Source organism: Rhodocyclus tenuis, assembly GCF_014197755.1.
Classification (GTDB): domain Bacteria; phylum Pseudomonadota; class Gammaproteobacteria; order Burkholderiales; family Rhodocyclaceae; genus Rhodocyclus; species Rhodocyclus tenuis.
This window is the reverse complement of sequence record NZ_JACIGE010000002.1, coordinates 444155-462593: the sequence shown is the minus strand read 5'-3', so window position 1 is coordinate 462593 and position 18439 is coordinate 444155. Positions and strand designations below refer to the sequence as shown.

The window sequence follows — 18439 nt, the reverse complement described above, 5'->3', positions numbered from 1 at the left end:
GCGGGTTCATCGTAAAATGCGGCTCTTTGGCGAGCGCCGATTCTCGCATGTTCGCCGCCGCTTCCTGCGGCCGCTCCGCACTTCCCCGCTTCCCCCAGTCCCGTCGCCGTTCCGCTTACCTTCCTGCCGATGCCCCTTTTCGCGCTCCCCGACGTTCTGCTGCTGCCGCTGGCCGGTCTGGCCGCGGTGCTGCTCGATCGTCTGTTCGGCGAGCCGCCGCGCTTTCATCCGCTGGTCGGTTTCGGCAAGCTCGCCGATGCGCTCGCCGGTGCGCTCAACCGTCCGCGGCAGAACACGCAGGGCGGCAATGCGGGCGGGACGATCACGGCGCAGGCAGGCGCAACACCGGCGGCGGCGCTGGCTGTTGCCAAGGCGGCACCGCTCGCTGAATCCTACCCGCCGTCGACCGACGTGATCCGCCGTGGCGCCGGACTGCTCGCCTGGGCGCTCGCCGTGCTGCCCTGGGTGGCGCTGGCCGCCTGGCTGTGCGCGCCGGCGCGGCTCGGCTGGATCGGCGACGTGCTGCTGCTGACGCTGGCGCTCGGCGGACGCAGTCTCGCCGAACACGCGGTGCAGGTCGGCGCCGATCTTGTCGCCGGTGATCTCGCTGCGGCGCGCCGGCATGTTTCCTTCCTCGTTTCGCGCAACACCGCCGAACTCGACGAGGAGGGCGTCGCCCGCGCCTGCGTCGAATCGACGCTGGAAAACGGCGCCGACGCCATCTTCGGTGCGCTGTTCTGGTTCGCCCTGCTCGGCGGGCCGGGCGCCGTGCTCTACCGGCTGGCCAACACGCTCGACGCGATGTGGGGCTACCGCACGCCGCGGCTGGCCGCTTTCGGCTGGGCGGCAGCGCGCCTCGACGATCTGCTCAACTACGTCCCGGCGCGGCTCACCGCCGTCGCCTACGCGCTGTGCGGCGCAACGCGCACGGCTTTCGCCTGCTGGCGCAGTCAGGCACCGCAGTGGGACAGCCCGAACGCCGGGCCGGTAATGGCCGCCGGCGCCGGCGCGCTCGGCCTTAGCCTCGGCGGTGCCGCCACCTACCACGGCCAGATCGAAACGCGACCGACACTCGGCGCCGGGCGCGCCCCGCGCGGTGCCGACATCGCCTCGGCGCTGAGGCTGGTGCGGCGCGCGCTGGCCTTGTGGCTTTCGCTCTGGTTCGTGCTCGCGCTTGCCGTTGCTTTCGTTGCGGGCGGGCCGGCAGTGGCGCCCGCAGCGGCAGCCGGATCATCGTCCGCATCGCTGTCTGCATCCGTTTCCAGCGTCGCATCAGAATCGGCGCCCGCGGCGTCTCTTTCCCGCACCGCGTTCTCCGTCAGCGCCATTGGCACGGCCAACCACAACCGGGGCGGCGAGCATGCTTGAGCACGGCGGGCGCTTGCGGCAGGCCGCTGCCCACTACGGCATTCCGCTCGCTGACTGGCTCGATCTGTCGACCGGCATCAATCCGCTCGGCTGGCCGGTGCCGCCGCTGCCTGCTGCCTGCTGGCAGCGCCTGCCCGAAGACGACGATAGTCTGGAACAGATCGCCGCCGCCGCTTACGGCCATCCGGCGCCGCTACCCCTGCCCGGTTCGCAGGCGGCGATCCAGACGCTGCCTTACCTGCTGCCGACCGGTCCGGTGGCGGTGCTGGCACCGTGTTACGCCGAGCACGCGCACGCCTTCGCCATCGCCGGTCGCGTGCCGCAGCGCTTCGCCGCCGAACAGCTGGAGGACCTTGCCGCCCGCGCGCGCGTCGTCGTCCTCGCCAACCCGAACAACCCGGACGGCGAGGTGTTCACGCCGCAACGCCTCGCTGCCGCCGCCGCGCGGCTCGCTGCGCACGGCGGCTGGCTGGTCGTCGACGAAGCCTTCGGCGACGCGACGCCGGAACTGTCGCTCACCGGCAGCGTCGACGCACTGCCGCGAACGCTGCCCGAGAACATCATCGTGCTGCGTTCGCTCGGCAAGTTCTACGGCCTGGCCGGCGCGCGCGTCGGTTTTGCGCTGGCGCCGCCAGCCTTGCGCAGCGCGCTCAGGGAGCGCATCGGTCCGTGGCCGGTTTCGGGTCCGGCGCGGCTCGCCGCCGCCGGTGCGCTCGCCGACCGCGACTGGCAGGTGGCGACGCGCGCCCGGCTGGCGCGTGACAGCGCCCGCCTAGCCGCGCTGCTCGCGCCTTTCGGCGCGGTGCGGCGCACGGCGCTGTTCTGCTGGCTGCCGCTGGCCGAAGCACCCGCCCTGCACGCGGCGCTGGCACGGCGCGGCATCCTGACGCGGCGTTTCGACGATCCCTGCGGCTTGCGCTTCGGCCTGCCCGGCGTCGAGGCGGAATGGCAGCGGCTGGCCGCGGCGCTGGCCGCAATCGCGAAAGAAAGCGTGATGGAAAACATGAAGGAACAGGGTGCATGAGCGGTAGTGAGCGAACAACAGGTGCCGCAATGTCCGGCGAGAACGCACGGGCTGCGCGGCGTGGCGCAGTGGCGCCGACGCTGGCCGTGCTGGCTGCGCTGCTGGCGGTCGGAGTGCCGCCGGCCGCTGCCGCACCGGCGGCGTCGACGGCCATCGTCGTCAGCGACGACGCCGGCAACACGCTGCGTCTGGCGCGACCGGCGCGGCGCATCGTCAGTCTGGCGCCGCACATCACCGAAACCCTCTATGCAGCAGGTGTCGGCGAGCGCGTCGTCGGCAGCGTCGACTACGCCGACTATCCCGAAGCGGCGAAGCGCCTGCCACGCGTCGGCGGCTATTCGCGTCTCGACGCCGAGGCGGTACTCGCGCTCAAACCAGATCTCGTCGTCGGCTGGCAGAGCGGCAACGCGCCGGCGCAGATCGAGCGCCTGCGCGCGCTCGGCATCCCGGTCTTTCTCTCGCAGCCGAACCACATCGAGGACGTGGCCAGCGCGCTCGAACGCTTCGGCGAGCTCGGCGGCGAGCCGGTTGCCGGCCACGCCGCGGCGACGCAGTTCCGCGAGCGGCTGGCGGCGCTGCGCGCGCGCTACGGCGAGCGGCCGAAAGTGCGCACCTTCTACCAGATCTGGAAACAGCCGCTGATGACCATCGGTGGCCGGCAGATCATCAGCGATGCGATCCGCCTGTGCGGTGGCGACAACATCTTTGCCGCGCTCGACACGATGGCGCCGACGGTGACCGTCGAAGGAGTTCTCGCCGCCAACCCCGAGGCGATCGTCGCCAGCGGCATGGACGCCGCGCGGCCCGAATGGCTCGACGACTGGCGGCGCTGGCCGTCGCTGACGGCGGTGGCGCGCGACAACCTGTTCTTCGTTCCGCCCGAGCTGATCCAGCGGCACACGCCACGCCTGCTCGACGGCGCCGAGCGCCTCTGTCAGGCGCTGGAAACCGCGCGTTCGCGGCGGCGTTGATGCACACTTCCACCCGAACGGCATCGGCGGCCTGCGCCGCCGCTGCCGACTTACCTGTCCATCGCGCTGTCGGCGATACTGCCGCATTCGCCGACGCCACTGCCGAGCCGTAGCGCACCTGACGCCCGGCCATACAAGGAGACACAACATGGAACACATGGAACATGATTTGCGCGCCGCCGCCCTCGAATACCACCAGTATCCGACGCCCGGCAAGATTTCCGTCCGCCCGACCAAGGGCCTGACCAACCAGCGCGATCTGGCGCTCGCCTATTCGCCCGGCGTCGCCGCCGCCTGCGACGCCATCGTCGAAGACCCGGCGACGGCCAGCCTGTACACCTCGCGCGCCAACCTCGTCGGCGTCGTCACCAACGGCACGGCGGTGCTTGGCCTTGGCAACATCGGCCCGCTCGCCGCCAAGCCGGTGATGGAAGGCAAGGGCTGCCTGTTCAAGAAGTTCGCCGGCATCGACGTGTTCGACATCGAACTCGCCGAGAACGACCCCGACCGGCTGATCGAGATGATCGCCGCGCTCGAGCCGACGCTCGGCGGCATCAACCTCGAAGACATCAAGGCGCCCGAGTGCTTCTACATCGAGAAGAAGCTGAAGGAGCGGATGAAGATTCCGGTCTTTCACGACGACCAGCACGGTACGGCAATCATTTCGGCGGCGGCGCTGCACAACGCGCTGCTCGTCGTCGGCAAGCGCATCGAGGACATCCGCGTCGTCTGTTCCGGCGCCGGCGCGGCGGCGATCTCCTGCCTTGACCTGTGGTGCGATCTCGGCGTCTCGCGCGCCAACGTCATCGTCTGCGACTCGAAGGGCGTCATCCACACGCAGCGCGCCGACAAGCTCGACGAAACCAAGGCGCGTTACGCGCGCGACACCGAAGCGCGTACGCTCGGCGACGCCGTCGTCGGCGCCGACGTCTTCCTCGGCCTCTCCGCCGCCGGCGTGCTCAAGTCCGAGATGGTGGCGACCATGGCCGAACGGCCGATCGTCTTCGCGCTCGCCAATCCGACGCCGGAAATCATGCCCGAGGAAGTGAAGGCGGTGCGCCCAGACGCAATCATCGCCACCGGCCGTTCGGACTATCCGAACCAGGTGAACAACGTCCTCTGCTTCCCCTTCATCTTCCGTGGCGCGCTCGATTGCGGCGCGACGCGCATCACCGAGGAAATGAAGCTCGCCTGCGTGCACGCCATCGCCGATCTGGCGCGTGCCGAACTGGTCGACGCCGGCCCCGCCGACCACATCCAGCATCGCTCCTTCGGCCCCGAATACCTGATCCCCAACCCCTTCGATCCGCGCCTGATCATGAAAATCGCGCCGGCGGTGGCGCGCGCGGCGGTCGAATCGGGCGTCGCCGCGCGGCCGATCGCCGACTTTGACGCCTACGCCGAAAAGCTCAGGGAATTCGTCTATCACACCGGTCTCGGCATGCGCGCGATCTTCTCCGCCGCCAAGCACGGGCCGCAGAAGCGCATCGTTTTCGCCGAGGGCGAGGACGAACGCGTGCTGCGCAGCGCGCAGATCATCGTCGAGGAACGCCTGGCGCGACCGATCCTGGTCGGCCGGCCGGCGGTGATCGAGTCGCTGCTCGCCGAGTGCGCGCTGCGCATCCGGCCGGGCGTCGATATCGACGTCGTCGACCCGGAAAGCGACACCTACTTCGAGGAAAGCTGGCAGGCCTACCGCAAGCTGATGGTGCGGCGCGGCGTCACGCCTGACATCGCGCGCCTCGAACTGCGCCGCAACAACACGCTGGTCGGCGCCATGCTCGTCCGCCTCGGCTACGCCGACGGCCTGATCTGCGGCGTGCGCGGGCAGTACGAGCAGCATCTGGCGATCGTCGCCGACGTCATCGGCAAGCGCCCCGGCGTGAACACTTTCGCCGCGATGAACTACCTGATGCTCACCGGCCGCTCGCTGTTCATCTGCGACACGCAGGTCAACCGCGACCCGAGCGCCGAGGAAATCGCCGAAATGACGCTGCTCGCCGCCGAAGTGATCGAGCGCTTCGGCATCGCGCCGAAGGCGGCGCTGCTCTCGCACTCCAACTTCGGCTCGTCGTCATCGGCATCGGCGCAGAAGATGAGCCGCGCCGCCGCGCTGCTCGCCAGCCAGTCGACCGGCAAGCTCGAAGTCGACGGCGAAATGCAGGGCGCCGCCGCGCTCGATGAGGACGTGCGTCGCCGCCAGTACCCCGAATCGAAGCTCAAGGGCGAAGCCAACCTGCTGGTCATGCCCAACATCGACGCCGCCAACATCTCTTACAGCCTGCTGCGCATGACTGGCGGCGAAGGCGTCACCATCGGCCCGATCCTGCTCGGCGCCGCGCGGCCGGTGCATGTGCTCACCGACACCGCAACCGTCCGCCGGCTGATCAACATGACCGCACTGGCCGTCGTCGACGCGCAGGAGAAGTGATATGGCGGCGCACATGAGCTATGAAGAACACCTCGACGAAGTGACCACGCTGATCACCGAGATATACGACGTCGCCGACGACGCGGCGATCCGCATGGTGATGCGCGCACAGGACGAGGAGTTTTTCTCCGGCCACGACGACGATCCGTCGATCTGCACGCTGGAGCGCGCGCACGAGGACGCGAGACTGGTGTTCAGGAAGTACGGGAAGTAGCGTTTTCGGACGTCCCGCCTCTTAACGGCCTTCAGCTTTCTCCTGAGCAGCCATTTGGCAGAACACAATTTCTGCTCAATGGAGATCTACGCAGCAGCCGCTGGTGACCTCAGGGTTGGTACGTCGTGCCGTAGATGCTCTTCCCAGGACCTATCGGCCATATTCGGCCAGTTAGGCGAGCCGAGAACTCGATGAAGGTAAAGCGCAGATCGCTCAGGGCGAGGGGGGTTTGTGCGCCAGCGCACGGATTGGATGGCAGCGTGCGCGTACCTTCAACCAAGGGAAAAGATCCGCTGAAATATGGTATCCGCTAAAAAGATACCTGCACTCCGGCTTCCGATCTGTTCCCAAAATGGCGATGGCCTGATCTGCCGACGCTGAGCATTTTCCGGATACTGATCACATCGAGGAGGTCCCTGGGACTCATCTTGGCGGATCTCTTAATCCAGCCAGGAGAAATCATCATGAAACTTTTAGAACTTGCTGTGGCAGCGCTAACGATATTCACCTTGAGTGCATGCGGCGGCGCAGCCGGTCCGGCTGGCCCGCAAGGCGCACAGGGCAATCAGGGTAACACTGGCGCAACCGGAAGTACTGGCACCACCACGGTGGTCGTTCCTCCCCGTTAAAAGCAGCTTAGTCGGCAGGTGCCGGCCACTCGACCGGGTTTGAGTACGCCTTGAATATTGATCGGATGCCTGCCCCGATCGCCGGGTTATGGCCGCTTGCTATCGTGATGACAAAGGAGTGCTCAGGCAGGCGGGTCGTTTGGCCAGACGTGGTGCAAACCAGTGCTCAGCGGGCGCGGCCTTCCGCATCTGGCGCAGGATCGGCACTTTCTGTCGTGCCCGTGGCATCGCTTCCGGCTTGATCTCCCGTACTGCCTTCGCCGTCGCGTGGCGTAATGACTGGCGGATTCGGCGCCAGCGTTGCTTGCCCCGACCGGACGACCGCTGGCGGTGCCGGTGGCGTGGCGCTGTCGATGCGCGCGTTGAGCTGGTAGTCGGCCAGACCCCAAGCGACGGCCAGTAGCAGGATGAGCAGGAAGAGAAGCAGTAGCATCGTCGCCGGGCGTCAGGGTGCGATGGCGGCGGCGTTCAGCCGAGCAGCCCTTGCAGGTGCGGCGCCAGCCCCTGTTCGTTGACGAAAGTCAGGCCGTACATGCTGCTCAGGCCGCGTGCCTGTTCGTCGGTCAGGTCGGTGGCGCAGAGGATGAAGTGCGCTTTATCGAGGCCGAGTTTCTTTTTCAGGCAGACGTATTTGTCGATGCTTTCCCTGAACTCGCCTGATTTGCATTCGATGCACACCGGCTCGCCGCCGTTGAGCAGGAAGAAGACGTCGAGTTCGTTCTGCTCTTCGTTAGCAAAGGTGATCGACAAATTGCGCGCGCATGACAGCTCTGCGTGCCGCTCCTTGCAGATCTCCAGCACCTGCATCAGCGCGAACCACTCGAGCCATTCGCCGTTGAAGAAGCGCTGGATCTTGACCGATTCCTGAATGCCGAGGCGGATGGTCTTCTCACCCTTCTGGTAGATGTAGCGCGAGAAGAACGAGTACTCGTGCAACTGGCGGCAGAAGGTGACTATCGCGAGGTTGTCCGCCTCCTTGTACTTGCCGAGTTCAACCTTGATTCCCCAGTGGCTCTTCGCCTGCGCGAAGCGCACCTGATCGAGCAGTGGCTTGAACAGCTCGTAGTTGTTACCGATTTCGAGCGCCACCTCGTCGAAAAAGCCGGTTGTGTCGACGGCTTCAAGGTTCGGCTGGATGCGGATGCGTCGCTTGCCGAACCATTCGTTGAGCGGCCCGTGCTGCAGGTCGGTGGCGATCAGCGCGGTGTTGTAGATGTTCAACGTTTCGAGCTTGGGCGGGCTGGCGGGGGCTGCCGGCGCCTTGCCGTTGTCTGCCGCTTCGCTGTTGCCTTGTGCATGTGTCGTCCGCAGTGCGAAGTAGCGCTCCAGCAATTTGCCGACGAAGAAAACCGTGTCGTATGCGGTGTTGGCGTGCCCACAGCGCGGGCAGTTGCTGCTGCTGCCGACATCGCTGGCGGCGACTTCTGCTAGATAGCCGCACTTGTTGCAACGATAGAGTCCCATCTGCCCTTCCCTGATTTCTTGTCCGGCAAGTATAGGGTAGGACAGCGTCGTAGCGGCGGCGCCAATGAAGAAGCCTTTGCAGCCGGGCGTGCGGCTGCTGCCGGCGTGACCGGACGGCTCAGCCGTCGAAAGCCGCGATTCCTGTCTGCGCGCGGCCGAGGATCAGCGCGTGGATGTCCTGCGTGCCTTCGTAGGTGTTCACCACTTCCAGATTGACCAGATGGCGGATGACGCCGAATTCGTCGGAAATGCCGTTGCCGCCGAGCATGTCGCGCGCGTTGCGGGCGATGTCGAGCGCCTTGCCGCAGGAGTTGCGCTTGAGCAGCGAGGTGATTTCCGGCGTGGCGCTGCCTTCGTCCTTCATGCGGCCGAGGCGCAGGCAGCCCTGCAGGCCGAGCGCGATTTCGCTCTGCATGTCGGCAAGCTTTTTCTGGATCAGCTGGTTGGCGGCGAGTGGGCGGCCGAACTGCTGCCGGTCGAGCACGTACTGGCGCGCCGTGTGCCAGCAGTCCTCGGCGGCGCCGAGCGCGCCCCAGGCGATGCCGTAGCGCGCCGCATCGAGGCAGGTGAACGGCCCTTTCAGGCCGCTGACGCCGGGCAGTTCGTTGTCGGTCGGGACGAACACCTCGTCCATGACGATCTCGCCGGTGATCGAGCTGCGCAGGCCGACCTTGCCGTGGATCGGCGGCGCCGTCAGGCCGGCCATGCCTTTTTCGAGCAGGTAGCCGCGGATGTCGCCGGCGTCGTTCTTCGCCCAGACGACGAAGACGTCGGCAATCGGCGAGTTGGTGATCCACATCTTGCTGCCGGTGAGGCGAAAGCCGCCGTCGACGCGGCGGGCGCGCGTCGCCATGCTGCCCGGATCGGAGCCGTGGTCTGGTTCGGTCAGGCCGAAGCAGCCGATCAACTCGCCGCGTGCCAGCGCCGGCAGGTATTTGCGCCTTTGCGCTTCGCTACCGAAGACGAAGATCGGCAGCATCACCAGCGAGGACTGCACGGAGAGCATCGAGCGGTAGCCCGAATCGACGCGCTCGACCTCGCGCGCGACCAGCCCGTAGCTGACGTAATTGAGACCGGCGCCGCCGTATTCGGGCGGCAGCGTCGGGCCGAGCAGGCCGAGTTCGCCCATCTCGCGGAAGATCGCCGGATCGGTGTGTTCGTGGCGGAAGGCGTCACGCACGCGCGGGCGCAGGCGTTCCTCGCAGAAGGCACGCGTGCTGTCGCGCACCATGCGTTCCTCGTCGCTCAGCTGACGGTCGAGCTGGAACGGGTCTTCCCAGGAAAAGCGCGGTTTGGCGGATGGCATCGGAATCCTTCCTGAATCGGGCGGGCGAGGGCTGCCGGCGATTGTAGAAGGAAAGGACTGAATTCTGGTGCCGCATCCAAGCGCCGCGTTCAGGCGCTGCGCTGGCGCGGCCGGGGGCGGCGTGTTTCGTCTCAGCGCAGCCGCTGCGCGAGGATTCCCAGCCATTCGTGCAGCGCCAGCGTGCTTTCGCGCAGCGCCCCCATCGATGGCAGCGAGGAGAGGAAGTCTGCCTCGTCGTTGTTGCTCGGGAAGAGGGTCGGTGCCGCAATGACCTTGAGTCCGGCGCGCTCGAATTCGGCCTGCGCGCGCTTCATGTGGAAGCGTTCGGTGACGAGCAGGACGGTGTGGATGTCGGCGGCGGCGAGCATCTTTGCCGACAGGTCGGCGTTGTCGCGCGTGTCGAGCGATTGCGTTTCGACCCAGCGCGCGTCGAGGCCGTAGTCGTCGTGCAGCGCGCGCGCCATCGCCGTCGCCTCGGCTTCGCCGCCGCCCGGCGCGCCGCCGCTGAGCAGCAGCGGCAGGCCGGTCTTGCGCTGCAGGTGGGCGCCGTAGCGCAGGCGCATCAGCGAATGCTCGCGCGGCACGCCGACGCCGCCGTATTCCGGTGCGTGCTGGCGGATGCCGCCGGCGAGGACGACGATGGCTTGCGCTTTCGCGATCTCTGCGGGCGACAGCACTTCGCCGCCGAGGCTGTCGCTCAGTCCGCGCGATACCACCGGCAGCGACAGCGCGAAAAGCAGCGCGATGCCGCTCCACGCCAGTGTGAACCCGCCAAGGCGCCAGCCGCGCCGGCGCGAACGCGCCAGCAGCAGGCCGAGCGCCGCCAGCAGCAGCGGCCCGACCGGCGGCAGCACGATGACGGTGATGAGCTTTTTCAGGAGGAACAGCATCGCGCAGGATTCCGGCCCTATATTCGCCCGTGTTCAGTCCGCCGTCAGCCGGCTTCTGCCTCGCCGCCGACCGCGTCGATCAGGTCGGCAAACAGCTTCGCCAGTTCGCCGGCCATCAGCGTGAAGTCGAGGTCGAAGCGCTCATCCTCGTTGCTGACATCGGTCTCGTTCTCTTCCTTGAGGATGTCGAGGAAGGCGACGCGCTTGATCGCGCCCGACTCGCCGAACTGGAAGGAAATGCGGTCGTTCCAGGTCATTCCCAGACGCGTTACCGTCTTGCCGGCGGCGATGTGCGCGCGAATCTCCTCGCCGTCGAGACTGTGTTTCGCGTAGCGCACGGTTGCCTTTTCCGGCGAGCGCAGTTCGAGGTCCTGGTCGAGCGAGAAGCCTGCCGGTGCTTCGTTGTCGGCGACCCAGCCGGTCATTGCCGCCACCGGCGAGCGCGCCAGATGCAACGGCTTGGCCGGCAGCGATTCGAGCGTCTTGTGCAGTGTTTCGAGGAATTCCTCGGCCTTGGCCGGCGACGCGGCGTCGACGACCAGCCAGCCGTGCTGCGGGTCGATCCAGCCGAAAGTGGTGCGGCGGCGGACGAAGGCGCGCGGCAGCAGTTCTTCGGTGATGCGTTCCTTCAGATCGCGCATTTCCTTGCGGCCGACCTTGCGGCCCTCGTTCTCGGCGATTTCCTTGGCGCGATCCTTGGCGAACTGCGTCACCACCGATCCGGGCAGCAGCTTCTGTTCGACGCCGAGCGCCAGCAGCCACTGGCCGTTGACCGCGTGCACCAGCTCGCCGCCGTCGCGCGGCGCGGCCCAGCCGAGCGTTTGTGCGTCGAGCCCGCCGCAGGTGGCGAGCGGGCGTTGCGCCAGCTGTGCCGACAGGCTCTCGGCGGTGATCGCCCAGTCGGTCGGCAGGCGGTAGAGCTGTAAATTCTTGAACCACATGGGGATTTGCTCCGGGTAAGGCGGTGAGTGCGACAACAGGGGGGCAGCGATTATAGCCCCGGCGAACGGGCCGGCGCGCGTGTCGCGGCGAGCGGGCTGGCGTCCTTGACATAGAGTTCGGGGATGCCGGCGAGGCGCTCGACGAGGAAATCGATGAACACCCGCACTTTCGGCGGCAGCCCGCGACGGCTCGGGTAAACGGCGTTGAAAGCGACGCGCGGCGCTTCCCACTCGGGCAGCACCGGTAGCAAGGCGCCGTCGGGGATCGTTCGCCGCACGAGGATCGCCGGCAGCAGCGCGATGCCGAGTCCGGCCAGCGCGGCGGTGCTGACAACGCCGGGATCGTTGCCGACCAGCCGCGCCGAGAGGAAGACCTCGCGCGTTTCGTTGCCGCGGCCGAGCGGCCAGAAATAGCGGCCATGCCGGCAGAACCGTGACAAGGTCAGTGCCGAATGCTGCGCCAGCTCCTCGGGCGTGGTCGGCGTGCCGTGCTGCTGCAGATAGGCCGGGCTGGCGAACAGCGCCATGCGGCTTTCGCCGAGCAGGCGGACGGCGGCCGACGAGTCGGCGAGCGGGCCGATGCGGATCGCCAGATCGAAGCCTTCGCCGATCAGATCGACGGCGTCGTTGCGCAGTTCGAGCTGCAGGTCGATTTCCGGGTGGCGGCTCATGAACTCTGGGACGACCGGAACGAGAATGCTCATGCCGAAGGAAAACGCCGCCGACACGCGTAGTGTGCCCCGCGGTTCTTCCTGCACGCGGCCGACGGCGTGTTCGGCGTCGGTGATCTCCTGTGCGATGCGGCTGCAGTACTCGTAGTAGATCGCGCCGGCCTCGGTCAGCGAAACGCGCCGCGTCGTGCGCTGCAAGAGGCGCGTGCCGAGACGTTCCTCGAGTTCTTGGATGCGCCGGCTGATGGTCGTGCGCGGCAATGCCAGCGCGCGGGCCGCGCCGATGAAACTGCCCTGTTCGACTACCTTGGCGAAAACGAGCAGCTGGTTGAGGTCGGTCGCCATTGTTCTCTCAATGAAACAATCAATCCCGAAAAAGCCAGCTTATCCCGCTTGCAGGCACGGAGTAAAGTAACGTCCCCGCCAAACCTTGCGCCTTCTCCGATGCCCTGTTCACTTCCGCGCACTGCACTTCTTGCCGCGCTGCCGCTGCTCCTGCTGACGGCGTGCGCGACGCCGGGCGACAGCGCTTCACGCGCCAGCCCTGCCGATCCGGCGACGCTGGCAGCGCAGCTCAGCGCGGGCGACGCGCCCTGGCCGCAGGAGCGCTGGTGGTCCGCTTTCGGCGACGCCGGGCTCGATGCACTGGTTGCCAGCGCGCTCAGGGAAAGCCCGTCGCTGCGCATCGCCGAAGCGCGGCTGGCGAAGGCGCGCGCACTTGCCGACAGCGCCGGTTCGCTGCGCTTTCCCGACGTGTCGTCGAGCCTGCAGGCGACGCGCCAGCGCTACACCGAAAACGGCATGATCCCCAAGCCGTACGCCGGCAGCATCCTCACTTCGGGCGAACTGGCGCTCGACTTCGCCTACGACTTCGATTTCTGGGGGCGTAACCGCGACCGCCTCGCCGCCGCCGTGTCGCAGACGCGCGCCGCCGGTGCAGAGCGTGAGAGTGCGCGTCTGCTGCTCGTCGCCGCTGTCGTCCAGTCCTGGCTACGCCTCGACCGCAGCTACCGCGTGCTCGACATCGTCGAAGCGCAGCGCACGCAACGCGAACGCCAGTTGCAGCTGACGCGCCGCCTCTTCGACGCCGGGCTGGCCGCCGCCGGTGACGTGGCGAGCGCCGACGCTGCGCTGGCCGCGGCACGGCAGGACATGCAGGCGCAGCGCGAGCAGATCACGTTGCAGCGCCACCAGATCGCCGCGCTGGCCGGATTTGGCCCCGATTTCGCGGCGACGCTGCCGCGCCCGCAACTGCCCGACCCGGCTGCCGGTGGCGCCGCCCTGCCCAGCGTACTGCCGGCCGACCTGCTAGGCCGGCGCCCCGATCTCGTCGCCGCACGCTGGCTGGTCGAGGCGGCGCGCGGCAGCGCCGCGGCGGCGCGCGCCGAGTTCTATCCGAACGTAAACCTCATTGCCTTTGCCGGTTATTCGAGCATCGGCCTTGGCAATCTGCTCAAGTCCGGCAGCGGCATCGCCGGCTGGGGTCCGGCGATCAGCCTGCCGATCTTCGACGGCGGCCGCCTGCGCGCCGGTCTCGACAGCGCCAACGCCGACCTCGATCTCGCCATCGAGCAGTACAACCAGACCCTGCTCGACGCCGTGCGCGAAGTGGCCGATCAGGCGGCGAGCCTTGCCGCGCTCGCCGGGCAGCAGGGCGAGGCGCAGCACGCGCTGGCGCAGGCGGCGAAGACGCGCGAACTGACGCAGATCCGCTTTGCCGCCGGTCTGGCCAGCGAACTGACGCTGCTCGCCGACGACGACGCCTGGCTCGCCCGCCGGCGCGCGCTCGTCGACGTGAATGAACGCAGTCTGGAAACCCGTCTTGGCCTGATCAAGGCGCTTGGCGGCGGCTACGATGCCGCGCCGCAATCCCGAACCCACGAGGACGCTCCCGCGAGCGCAGCCCAATGAGCGAACAGAAAGAAACCCCCTCAACCGCCATCGCCGACGGCCGTCGTCGCCAGTTCGTCACGCGCGCGGTCATCGTCATCGCCGTCCTCGGCGTCCTCTATCTGGCCTGGTGGCTGCTCGTCGGCCGCGTGCACGAACATACCGACAACGCCTACGTTGGCGGCAATCTGGTGCAGGTGACGCCGCAGGTCGGCGGCACCGTTCTTGCCATCGCCGCCGACGACACCGACTACGTCGAGGCCGGGCAGGCGCTGGTCCGCCTCGATCCGGCCGACGCCCGGCTGGCGCTTGAGCAGGCCGAAGCCGATCTGGCGCGCGAGGTGCGCAACGTGCGTAACCTCTACGCCAGTCGCGCCGCCGCCGCCGCGCAGGTGAACCTGCGCGAGGCCGAACTGCAGCGCGCCAGCGAGGACGAGCGTCGCCGGCAGCTGGTTGCCGGCAGCGGCGCGCTTGCCGTCGAGGAGATCGAGCACGCCTCCGCCGCCGCCCGCGCCGCCGCCTCGGCGCTCGCTGCCGCGCGCGAACAGCTCGCCGCCGCCGAGGCGCTGACCGAAGGCACGACGCCGGCGGATCACCCGAACGTCGCCAAGGCCGCCGCGCACGTGCGTGAGGCGCATCTCGCCTACACCCGCGCCATGCTGCCGGCGCCGGTGTCCGGCTACGTTGCCAAGCGCAGCGTTCAGGTTGGCCAGCGCATCCAGCCCGGTACGCCGCTGATGGCGATCGTTCCGCTCGACGGCCTGTGGGTCGACGCCAACTTCAAGGAAAGCCAGCTTTCGCGCATGCGCATCGGTCAGCCGGTGAAACTGACCGCCGACATCTACGGCAGCAGCGTCGACTACCACGGCAAGCTGCTCGGCCTCGGCGCCGGCACCGGCGGCGTCTTCTCGCTGCTGCCGGCGCAGAACGCCACCGGCAACTGGATCAAGGTGGTGCAGCGCGTGCCGGTGCGCATCGCGCTCGACGCCAGGGAGCTGGCCGAGCATCCGCTGCGCGTCGGCCTGTCGATGCAGGTCGAGGTCGATGTCGGCGATGCGTCCGGGCCGGTGCTCGGCACCGTGCCGCGCGCCGATCCCGCCTACGAAACGCGTGCCTTCGGCGCCGAGGACAAGGAGGCCGAGCAGCGCATCGCGCGCATCATCGCCGCCAACCTCGGCAAGGGCGGGCGGTGAGCGAAAGCGGCAGCGGCACCGCCAGCGGCGCCGGCCAGCCGGCGGCAGCCTCGCCACCGGCGGCACCGACGCGCTCGCCGCACACGGCGCCCTTGACCGGCACGCCGCTCGTTCTCGGCACGCTGGCCTTGTCGCTGGCGACCTTCATGAACGTGCTCGACACGACCATCGCAAACGTGTCGATCCCGGCCATCGCCGGCGACCTCGGCGTGTCGCCGTCGCAGGGCACCTGGGTGATCACCTCGTTCGCCGTCGCCAACGCCATTGCTGTGCCGCTGACCGGCTGGCTGACGCAACGCTTCGGCCAGGTGCGCCTGTTCGTCACTTCGGTGCTGCTCTTCGTCGTCGCTTCGATCCTGTGCGGGCTGGCGCCGAACCTTGAGCTGCTGATCGCCTTCCGCATCCTGCAGGGCGCCGTCGCCGGGCCGATGATTCCGCTCTCGCAGGCGCTGCTGCTCTCGTCGTATCCGCCAACGAAGAGCGGCATTGCACTGGCACTGTGGTCGATGACGACGATGGTGGCGCCGGTGGTCGGGCCGATCCTCGGCGGCTGGCTGTCGGACAACATCTCCTGGCCGTGGATCTTCTACATCAACATACCGGTCGGGCTCGTCGCCGCCTGGGTGACCTGGCGCATCTACCGGCCGCGCGAGACGGCAACGCGCATCGTGCCGATCGACCGCGTCGGCCTCGTCCTGCTGGTGCTCTGGGTCGGCGCACTGCAGATCATGCTCGACAAGGGCAAGGAACTGGACTGGTTCAATTCGCCCGAAATCATCGCGCTGGCGCTGACTTCGGCGATCGCTTTCGTCTTCTTCATCGTCTGGGAGCTGACCGAGGCACACCCGATCGTCGATCTGTCGCTGTTCTCGCGGCGCAACTTCGTCACCGGCACGACGACCTTGAGCCTCGCCTACGGCTTGTTCTTCGGCGGCATCGTCATCATCCCGCTGTGGCTGCAGACGCAGATGGGCTACACGGCGACGCTGGCCGGGCTGACCACGGCGCCGGTCGGCATCCTCGCGTTGCTGCTCTCGCCGGTGATCGGCAAGTCGATGGGCAAGCTCGATCCGCGCTGGATCGCCAGCCTGTCGTTCTTCATCCTCGCCGGCGTTTCGTTCCTGCGCGCCGATTTCACCACCGGCGTCGACAACTGGACGGTGATCCTGCCGCAGCTGATCCTCGGCGCCGGCATGGCGACGCTGTTCCTGCCGCTCACCGCGATCCTGCTTTCCGGTCTGCCGCCAGCGAGCATTCCGGCGGCGTCGGGGCTGTCGAACTTCTGCCGCATCACCGCCGGCGCTTTCGGCACCTCGATCGCCGCGACCGTGTGGGACAGCCGCACGAACCTGCATCACGCGCAGCTGGTCGAGAACCTGACGCCCTACGATCCACTGACGACGCAGGCGCGCGACAGCCTCGCCGCCGCCGGTCTCAGCCCGGAACAGACGCTCGGCACGCTCGATCGCATGGTCACCGGCCAGGCGGCGGTACTGGCGGCCAACGATTTCTTCTGGGTGTCGGGTTTCCTCTTCCTCTCGCTGCTGGCCATCGTCTGGTTCGCCAAGCCGCGCGCCAAGGTCGCCGCGCTGCCCGGCGGCGACCACTGATCAGCGATAGACGAGGTCGCGCAGCGCCAGCGTGAGGTCGGGCACGTAGGTGATCAGCATCAGGCAGGCGACGACGACGCCGACGAAGGGCAGCAGCGGACGCACCAGCTGTTCGAGCGACACCTTGGCGATCGAGCAGGCGGCGAAGAGGTTTACGCCGAACGGCGGGGTGATCATGCCGAGCGCCAGGTTCACCACCATGATGATGCCGAAGTGCACCGGATCAACGCCGAAGGCCGTCGCCACCGGCAGCAGCAGCGGCGCCAGTACGACGATTGCGGCCGAGGTCTCGATGAACATGCCGATCAGGAACAGCGCGGCGTTCACTCCGAGAAGGAAAGTGAACTGGTCGGAGAACAGCGTGCCCAGCCACGCGCCGAGCGCGCCGGGGATGCCGGCACGGTTGAGCAGGAAGCTGAAGACGCCGGCGTTGGCGATGATGAACATGATCGCCGCCGTCGACACCACCGAGCGGCCGAGCGTCGCCGACAGCGTGGCGAAGGTGATGCTGCGGTAAATGATCATGCCCACCGCCAGCGCGTAGACGACCGCGACCACCGACGCCTCGGTCGGCGTGAACACGCCGCCGTAGATGCCGCCGAGGATGATCACCGGCATCAGCAGCGCCAGCCAGGCGCGGCGGCAGGCCGGCCACAGCGGCAGGCGGCCGTCGCCGTCCTGCTTGCCGTAGCCGTTGCGGCGCGCGTAGAACCAGACGTAGCCCATCAGTGCGACGCCGATGAGGATGCCGGGAACGACGCCGCCGATGAACAGCTCGCCGGTCGAGGTGTCGGTCGACACCGCGTAGAGGATCATCGGGATCGACGGCGGGATGATGACGCCGAGCTCCGCCGCCGACGCCTGCAGCGAGGCGGCGAAAGGCGCCGGGTAGCCGTGCCGCACCATCGCCGGGATGAGGATGGCGCCTACGGCGAAGGTGGTGGCAACGCTGGATCCGGCCACCGCCGCGAAGATCATGCAGGTGAGCACGCAGGTGACGGCAAGGCCGCCCTGCACGCCGCCGACCACGCTCTTGGCGAAGTCGACCATACGTTCGGAGATGCCGCCAGCTTCCATCAGGTTGCCGGCGAGGATGAAGAAGGGGATCGCCACCAGCGGATACTTGTCGAGCGCGGCGTAGAGCTGCTGCGCCACGACCAGCCAGGGCAGGTTCTCGCCGGCGGCGATGCCGGCCAGACTGGACAGCCCGATCGAGACCGAAATCGGTACCGTCAGGCCGAAGAAGACCAGCATCGAGAGGATCATCAACTGCGACATGGTGGGAGCGGAGGCGAAAGGATCGGGCGAGGGCGGGCGTCAGCCCTGGGCATCGCTGGGCGCGGCGGCTGGCGACGCGGCCCACAGGCGGGCGAGAACGCCGATGGCGGCGAGCGCGGCGCCGACCGGGATGGCGAGGTAGATCCAGGAGATCGAGATGTCGAGGCTGGGCACGGTCTGGAAGCGCACCCGCCAGGTCATCTGACCGCCGATCCAGGCGACGAAGAGCAGGAAACCGCCGCAGATCGCGGCGACGCCGATCTCGAGGAGGCGCTGCCGCGCGGGGGCGAGCAGCGAGTGCAGCAGCGTCACGCCCATCATGGCGCCGTGGCGGAAGGCCAGCGCTATGCCGAGAAACACGGTCCAGATGAGCAGGGCGCGTGTCAGCACTTCGCTCCAGTCGGTTGGCGACTCCAGCACGAAGCGCGCGATCACCTGATAGAAGGCGGCGACGACCGCGGCGACGAGGAGCACCTGCGCGACATAGGAAACGCCCTTGAACAGGGCATTCTCAAGACGGGAAAACAGCGACATGCACGAATCCGTGGGCAAGGGCGGC

The 18439-nt window shown here is 67.9% G+C and carries 16 protein-coding genes; 8 read left to right on the top strand and 8 right to left on the bottom strand.

The annotated features are described in order from the left end of the window. Window positions 1–129 precede the first annotated feature (129 nt). The 5 genes from cbiB (at window position 130) to GGD90_RS04845 (ending at window position 6008) form a co-directional block, all read left to right on the top strand. On the top strand, window positions 130–1368 hold the full coding sequence (cbiB, locus tag GGD90_RS04865; protein WP_153114671.1) for an adenosylcobinamide-phosphate synthase CbiB: 1239 nt from the start codon (window positions 130–132) through the stop codon (window positions 1366–1368). Beyond that, complete coding sequence (gene cobD / locus GGD90_RS04860; RefSeq protein ID WP_153114670.1) at window positions 1361–2392, top strand: threonine-phosphate decarboxylase CobD; 1032 nt, start codon at window positions 1361–1363, stop codon at window positions 2390–2392. The genes cbiB and cobD overlap by 8 nt, the downstream gene beginning before the upstream one ends. A 29-nt stretch (window positions 2393–2421) precedes the next feature. After that, entirely contained in the window at window positions 2422–3363 is a 942-nt protein-coding gene (locus GGD90_RS04855; RefSeq protein ID WP_153114839.1) for a cobalamin-binding protein, read from the top strand. Window positions 3364–3520: 157 nt separating this feature from the next. Further along, a complete protein-coding gene (locus GGD90_RS04850; RefSeq protein WP_153114838.1) occupies window positions 3521–5794 on the top strand; it encodes an NADP-dependent malic enzyme in 2274 nt (757 codons plus the stop codon). A gap of 13 nt (window positions 5795–5807) precedes the next feature. Next, window positions 5808–6008: a hypothetical protein gene (locus GGD90_RS04845; protein WP_153114669.1), complete on the top strand. Its 201-nt coding sequence runs from the start codon at window positions 5808–5810 to the stop codon at window positions 6006–6008. Window positions 6009–6803: 795 nt separating this feature from the next. On the opposite strand, the gene GGD90_RS04840 is transcribed toward GGD90_RS04845, so the two are convergent. The 6 genes from GGD90_RS04840 to GGD90_RS04815 all read right to left on the bottom strand — a co-directional run bounded on the left by GGD90_RS04840 (window position 6804) and on the right by GGD90_RS04815 (window position 12254). Beyond that, the gene (locus tag GGD90_RS04840) at window positions 6804–7070 is read right to left on the bottom strand and encodes a hypothetical protein (RefSeq protein ID WP_153114668.1); all 267 of its coding nucleotides are present in this window, start codon (window positions 7068–7070) and stop codon (window positions 6804–6806) included. Window positions 7071–7105: 35 nt separating this feature from the next. Next, on the bottom strand, window positions 7106–8101 hold the full coding sequence (locus GGD90_RS04835; RefSeq protein ID WP_153114667.1) for a DUF1887 family protein: 996 nt from the start codon (window positions 8099–8101) through the stop codon (window positions 7106–7108). A 118-nt stretch (window positions 8102–8219) separates the two neighbouring features. Beyond that, on the bottom strand, window positions 8220–9407 hold the full coding sequence (locus tag GGD90_RS04830; RefSeq protein ID WP_153114666.1) for an acyl-CoA dehydrogenase: 1188 nt from the start codon (window positions 9405–9407) through the stop codon (window positions 8220–8222). A 131-nt stretch (window positions 9408–9538) separates the two neighbouring features. Further along, window positions 9539–10297, bottom strand: a complete 759-nt coding sequence (locus tag GGD90_RS04825) for a YdcF family protein (RefSeq protein ID WP_153114665.1) — start codon at window positions 10295–10297, stop codon at window positions 9539–9541. Window positions 10298–10341: 44 nt separating this feature from the next. Further along, entirely contained in the window at window positions 10342–11238 is an 897-nt protein-coding gene (locus tag GGD90_RS04820) for a recombination-associated protein RdgC (RefSeq protein ID WP_153114664.1), read from the bottom strand. Between the two features lie 50 nt (window positions 11239–11288). After that, complete coding sequence (locus tag GGD90_RS04815; RefSeq protein ID WP_153114663.1) at window positions 11289–12254, bottom strand: LysR family transcriptional regulator; 966 nt, start codon at window positions 12252–12254, stop codon at window positions 11289–11291. Window positions 12255–12353: 99 nt separating this feature from the next. On the opposite strand from GGD90_RS04815, the gene GGD90_RS04810 reads away from it, so the two are divergent. The 3 genes from GGD90_RS04810 to GGD90_RS04800 are packed head-to-tail and all read left to right on the top strand — an operon-like array spanning window position 12354 to window position 16602. Next, window positions 12354–13820 (top strand): efflux transporter outer membrane subunit, encoded by a 1467-nt coding sequence (locus tag GGD90_RS04810; RefSeq protein WP_153114662.1) that lies wholly within the window; start codon window positions 12354–12356, stop codon window positions 13818–13820. Continuing rightward, window positions 13817–14992, top strand: a complete 1176-nt coding sequence (locus tag GGD90_RS04805; RefSeq protein WP_153114661.1) for an HlyD family efflux transporter periplasmic adaptor subunit — start codon at window positions 13817–13819, stop codon at window positions 14990–14992. The genes GGD90_RS04810 and GGD90_RS04805 overlap by 4 nt, the downstream gene beginning before the upstream one ends. Further along, window positions 14989–16602 carry a DHA2 family efflux MFS transporter permease subunit gene (locus tag GGD90_RS04800; RefSeq protein ID WP_153114660.1) on the top strand — a complete coding sequence of 538 codons (1614 nt, stop codon included), beginning with the start codon at window positions 14989–14991 and terminating at the stop codon, window positions 16600–16602. The genes GGD90_RS04805 and GGD90_RS04800 overlap by 4 nt, the downstream gene beginning before the upstream one ends. On the opposite strand, the gene GGD90_RS04795 is transcribed toward GGD90_RS04800, so the two are convergent. Both GGD90_RS04795 and GGD90_RS04790 read right to left on the bottom strand, forming a co-directional pair. After that, window positions 16603–17880: a TRAP transporter large permease gene (locus GGD90_RS04795; protein ID WP_153114659.1), complete on the bottom strand. Its 1278-nt coding sequence runs from the start codon at window positions 17878–17880 to the stop codon at window positions 16603–16605. A gap of 39 nt (window positions 17881–17919) precedes the next feature. Beyond that, entirely contained in the window at window positions 17920–18414 is a 495-nt protein-coding gene (locus GGD90_RS04790) for a TRAP transporter small permease (RefSeq protein WP_153114658.1), read from the bottom strand. Window positions 18415–18439 lie beyond the last annotated feature (25 nt).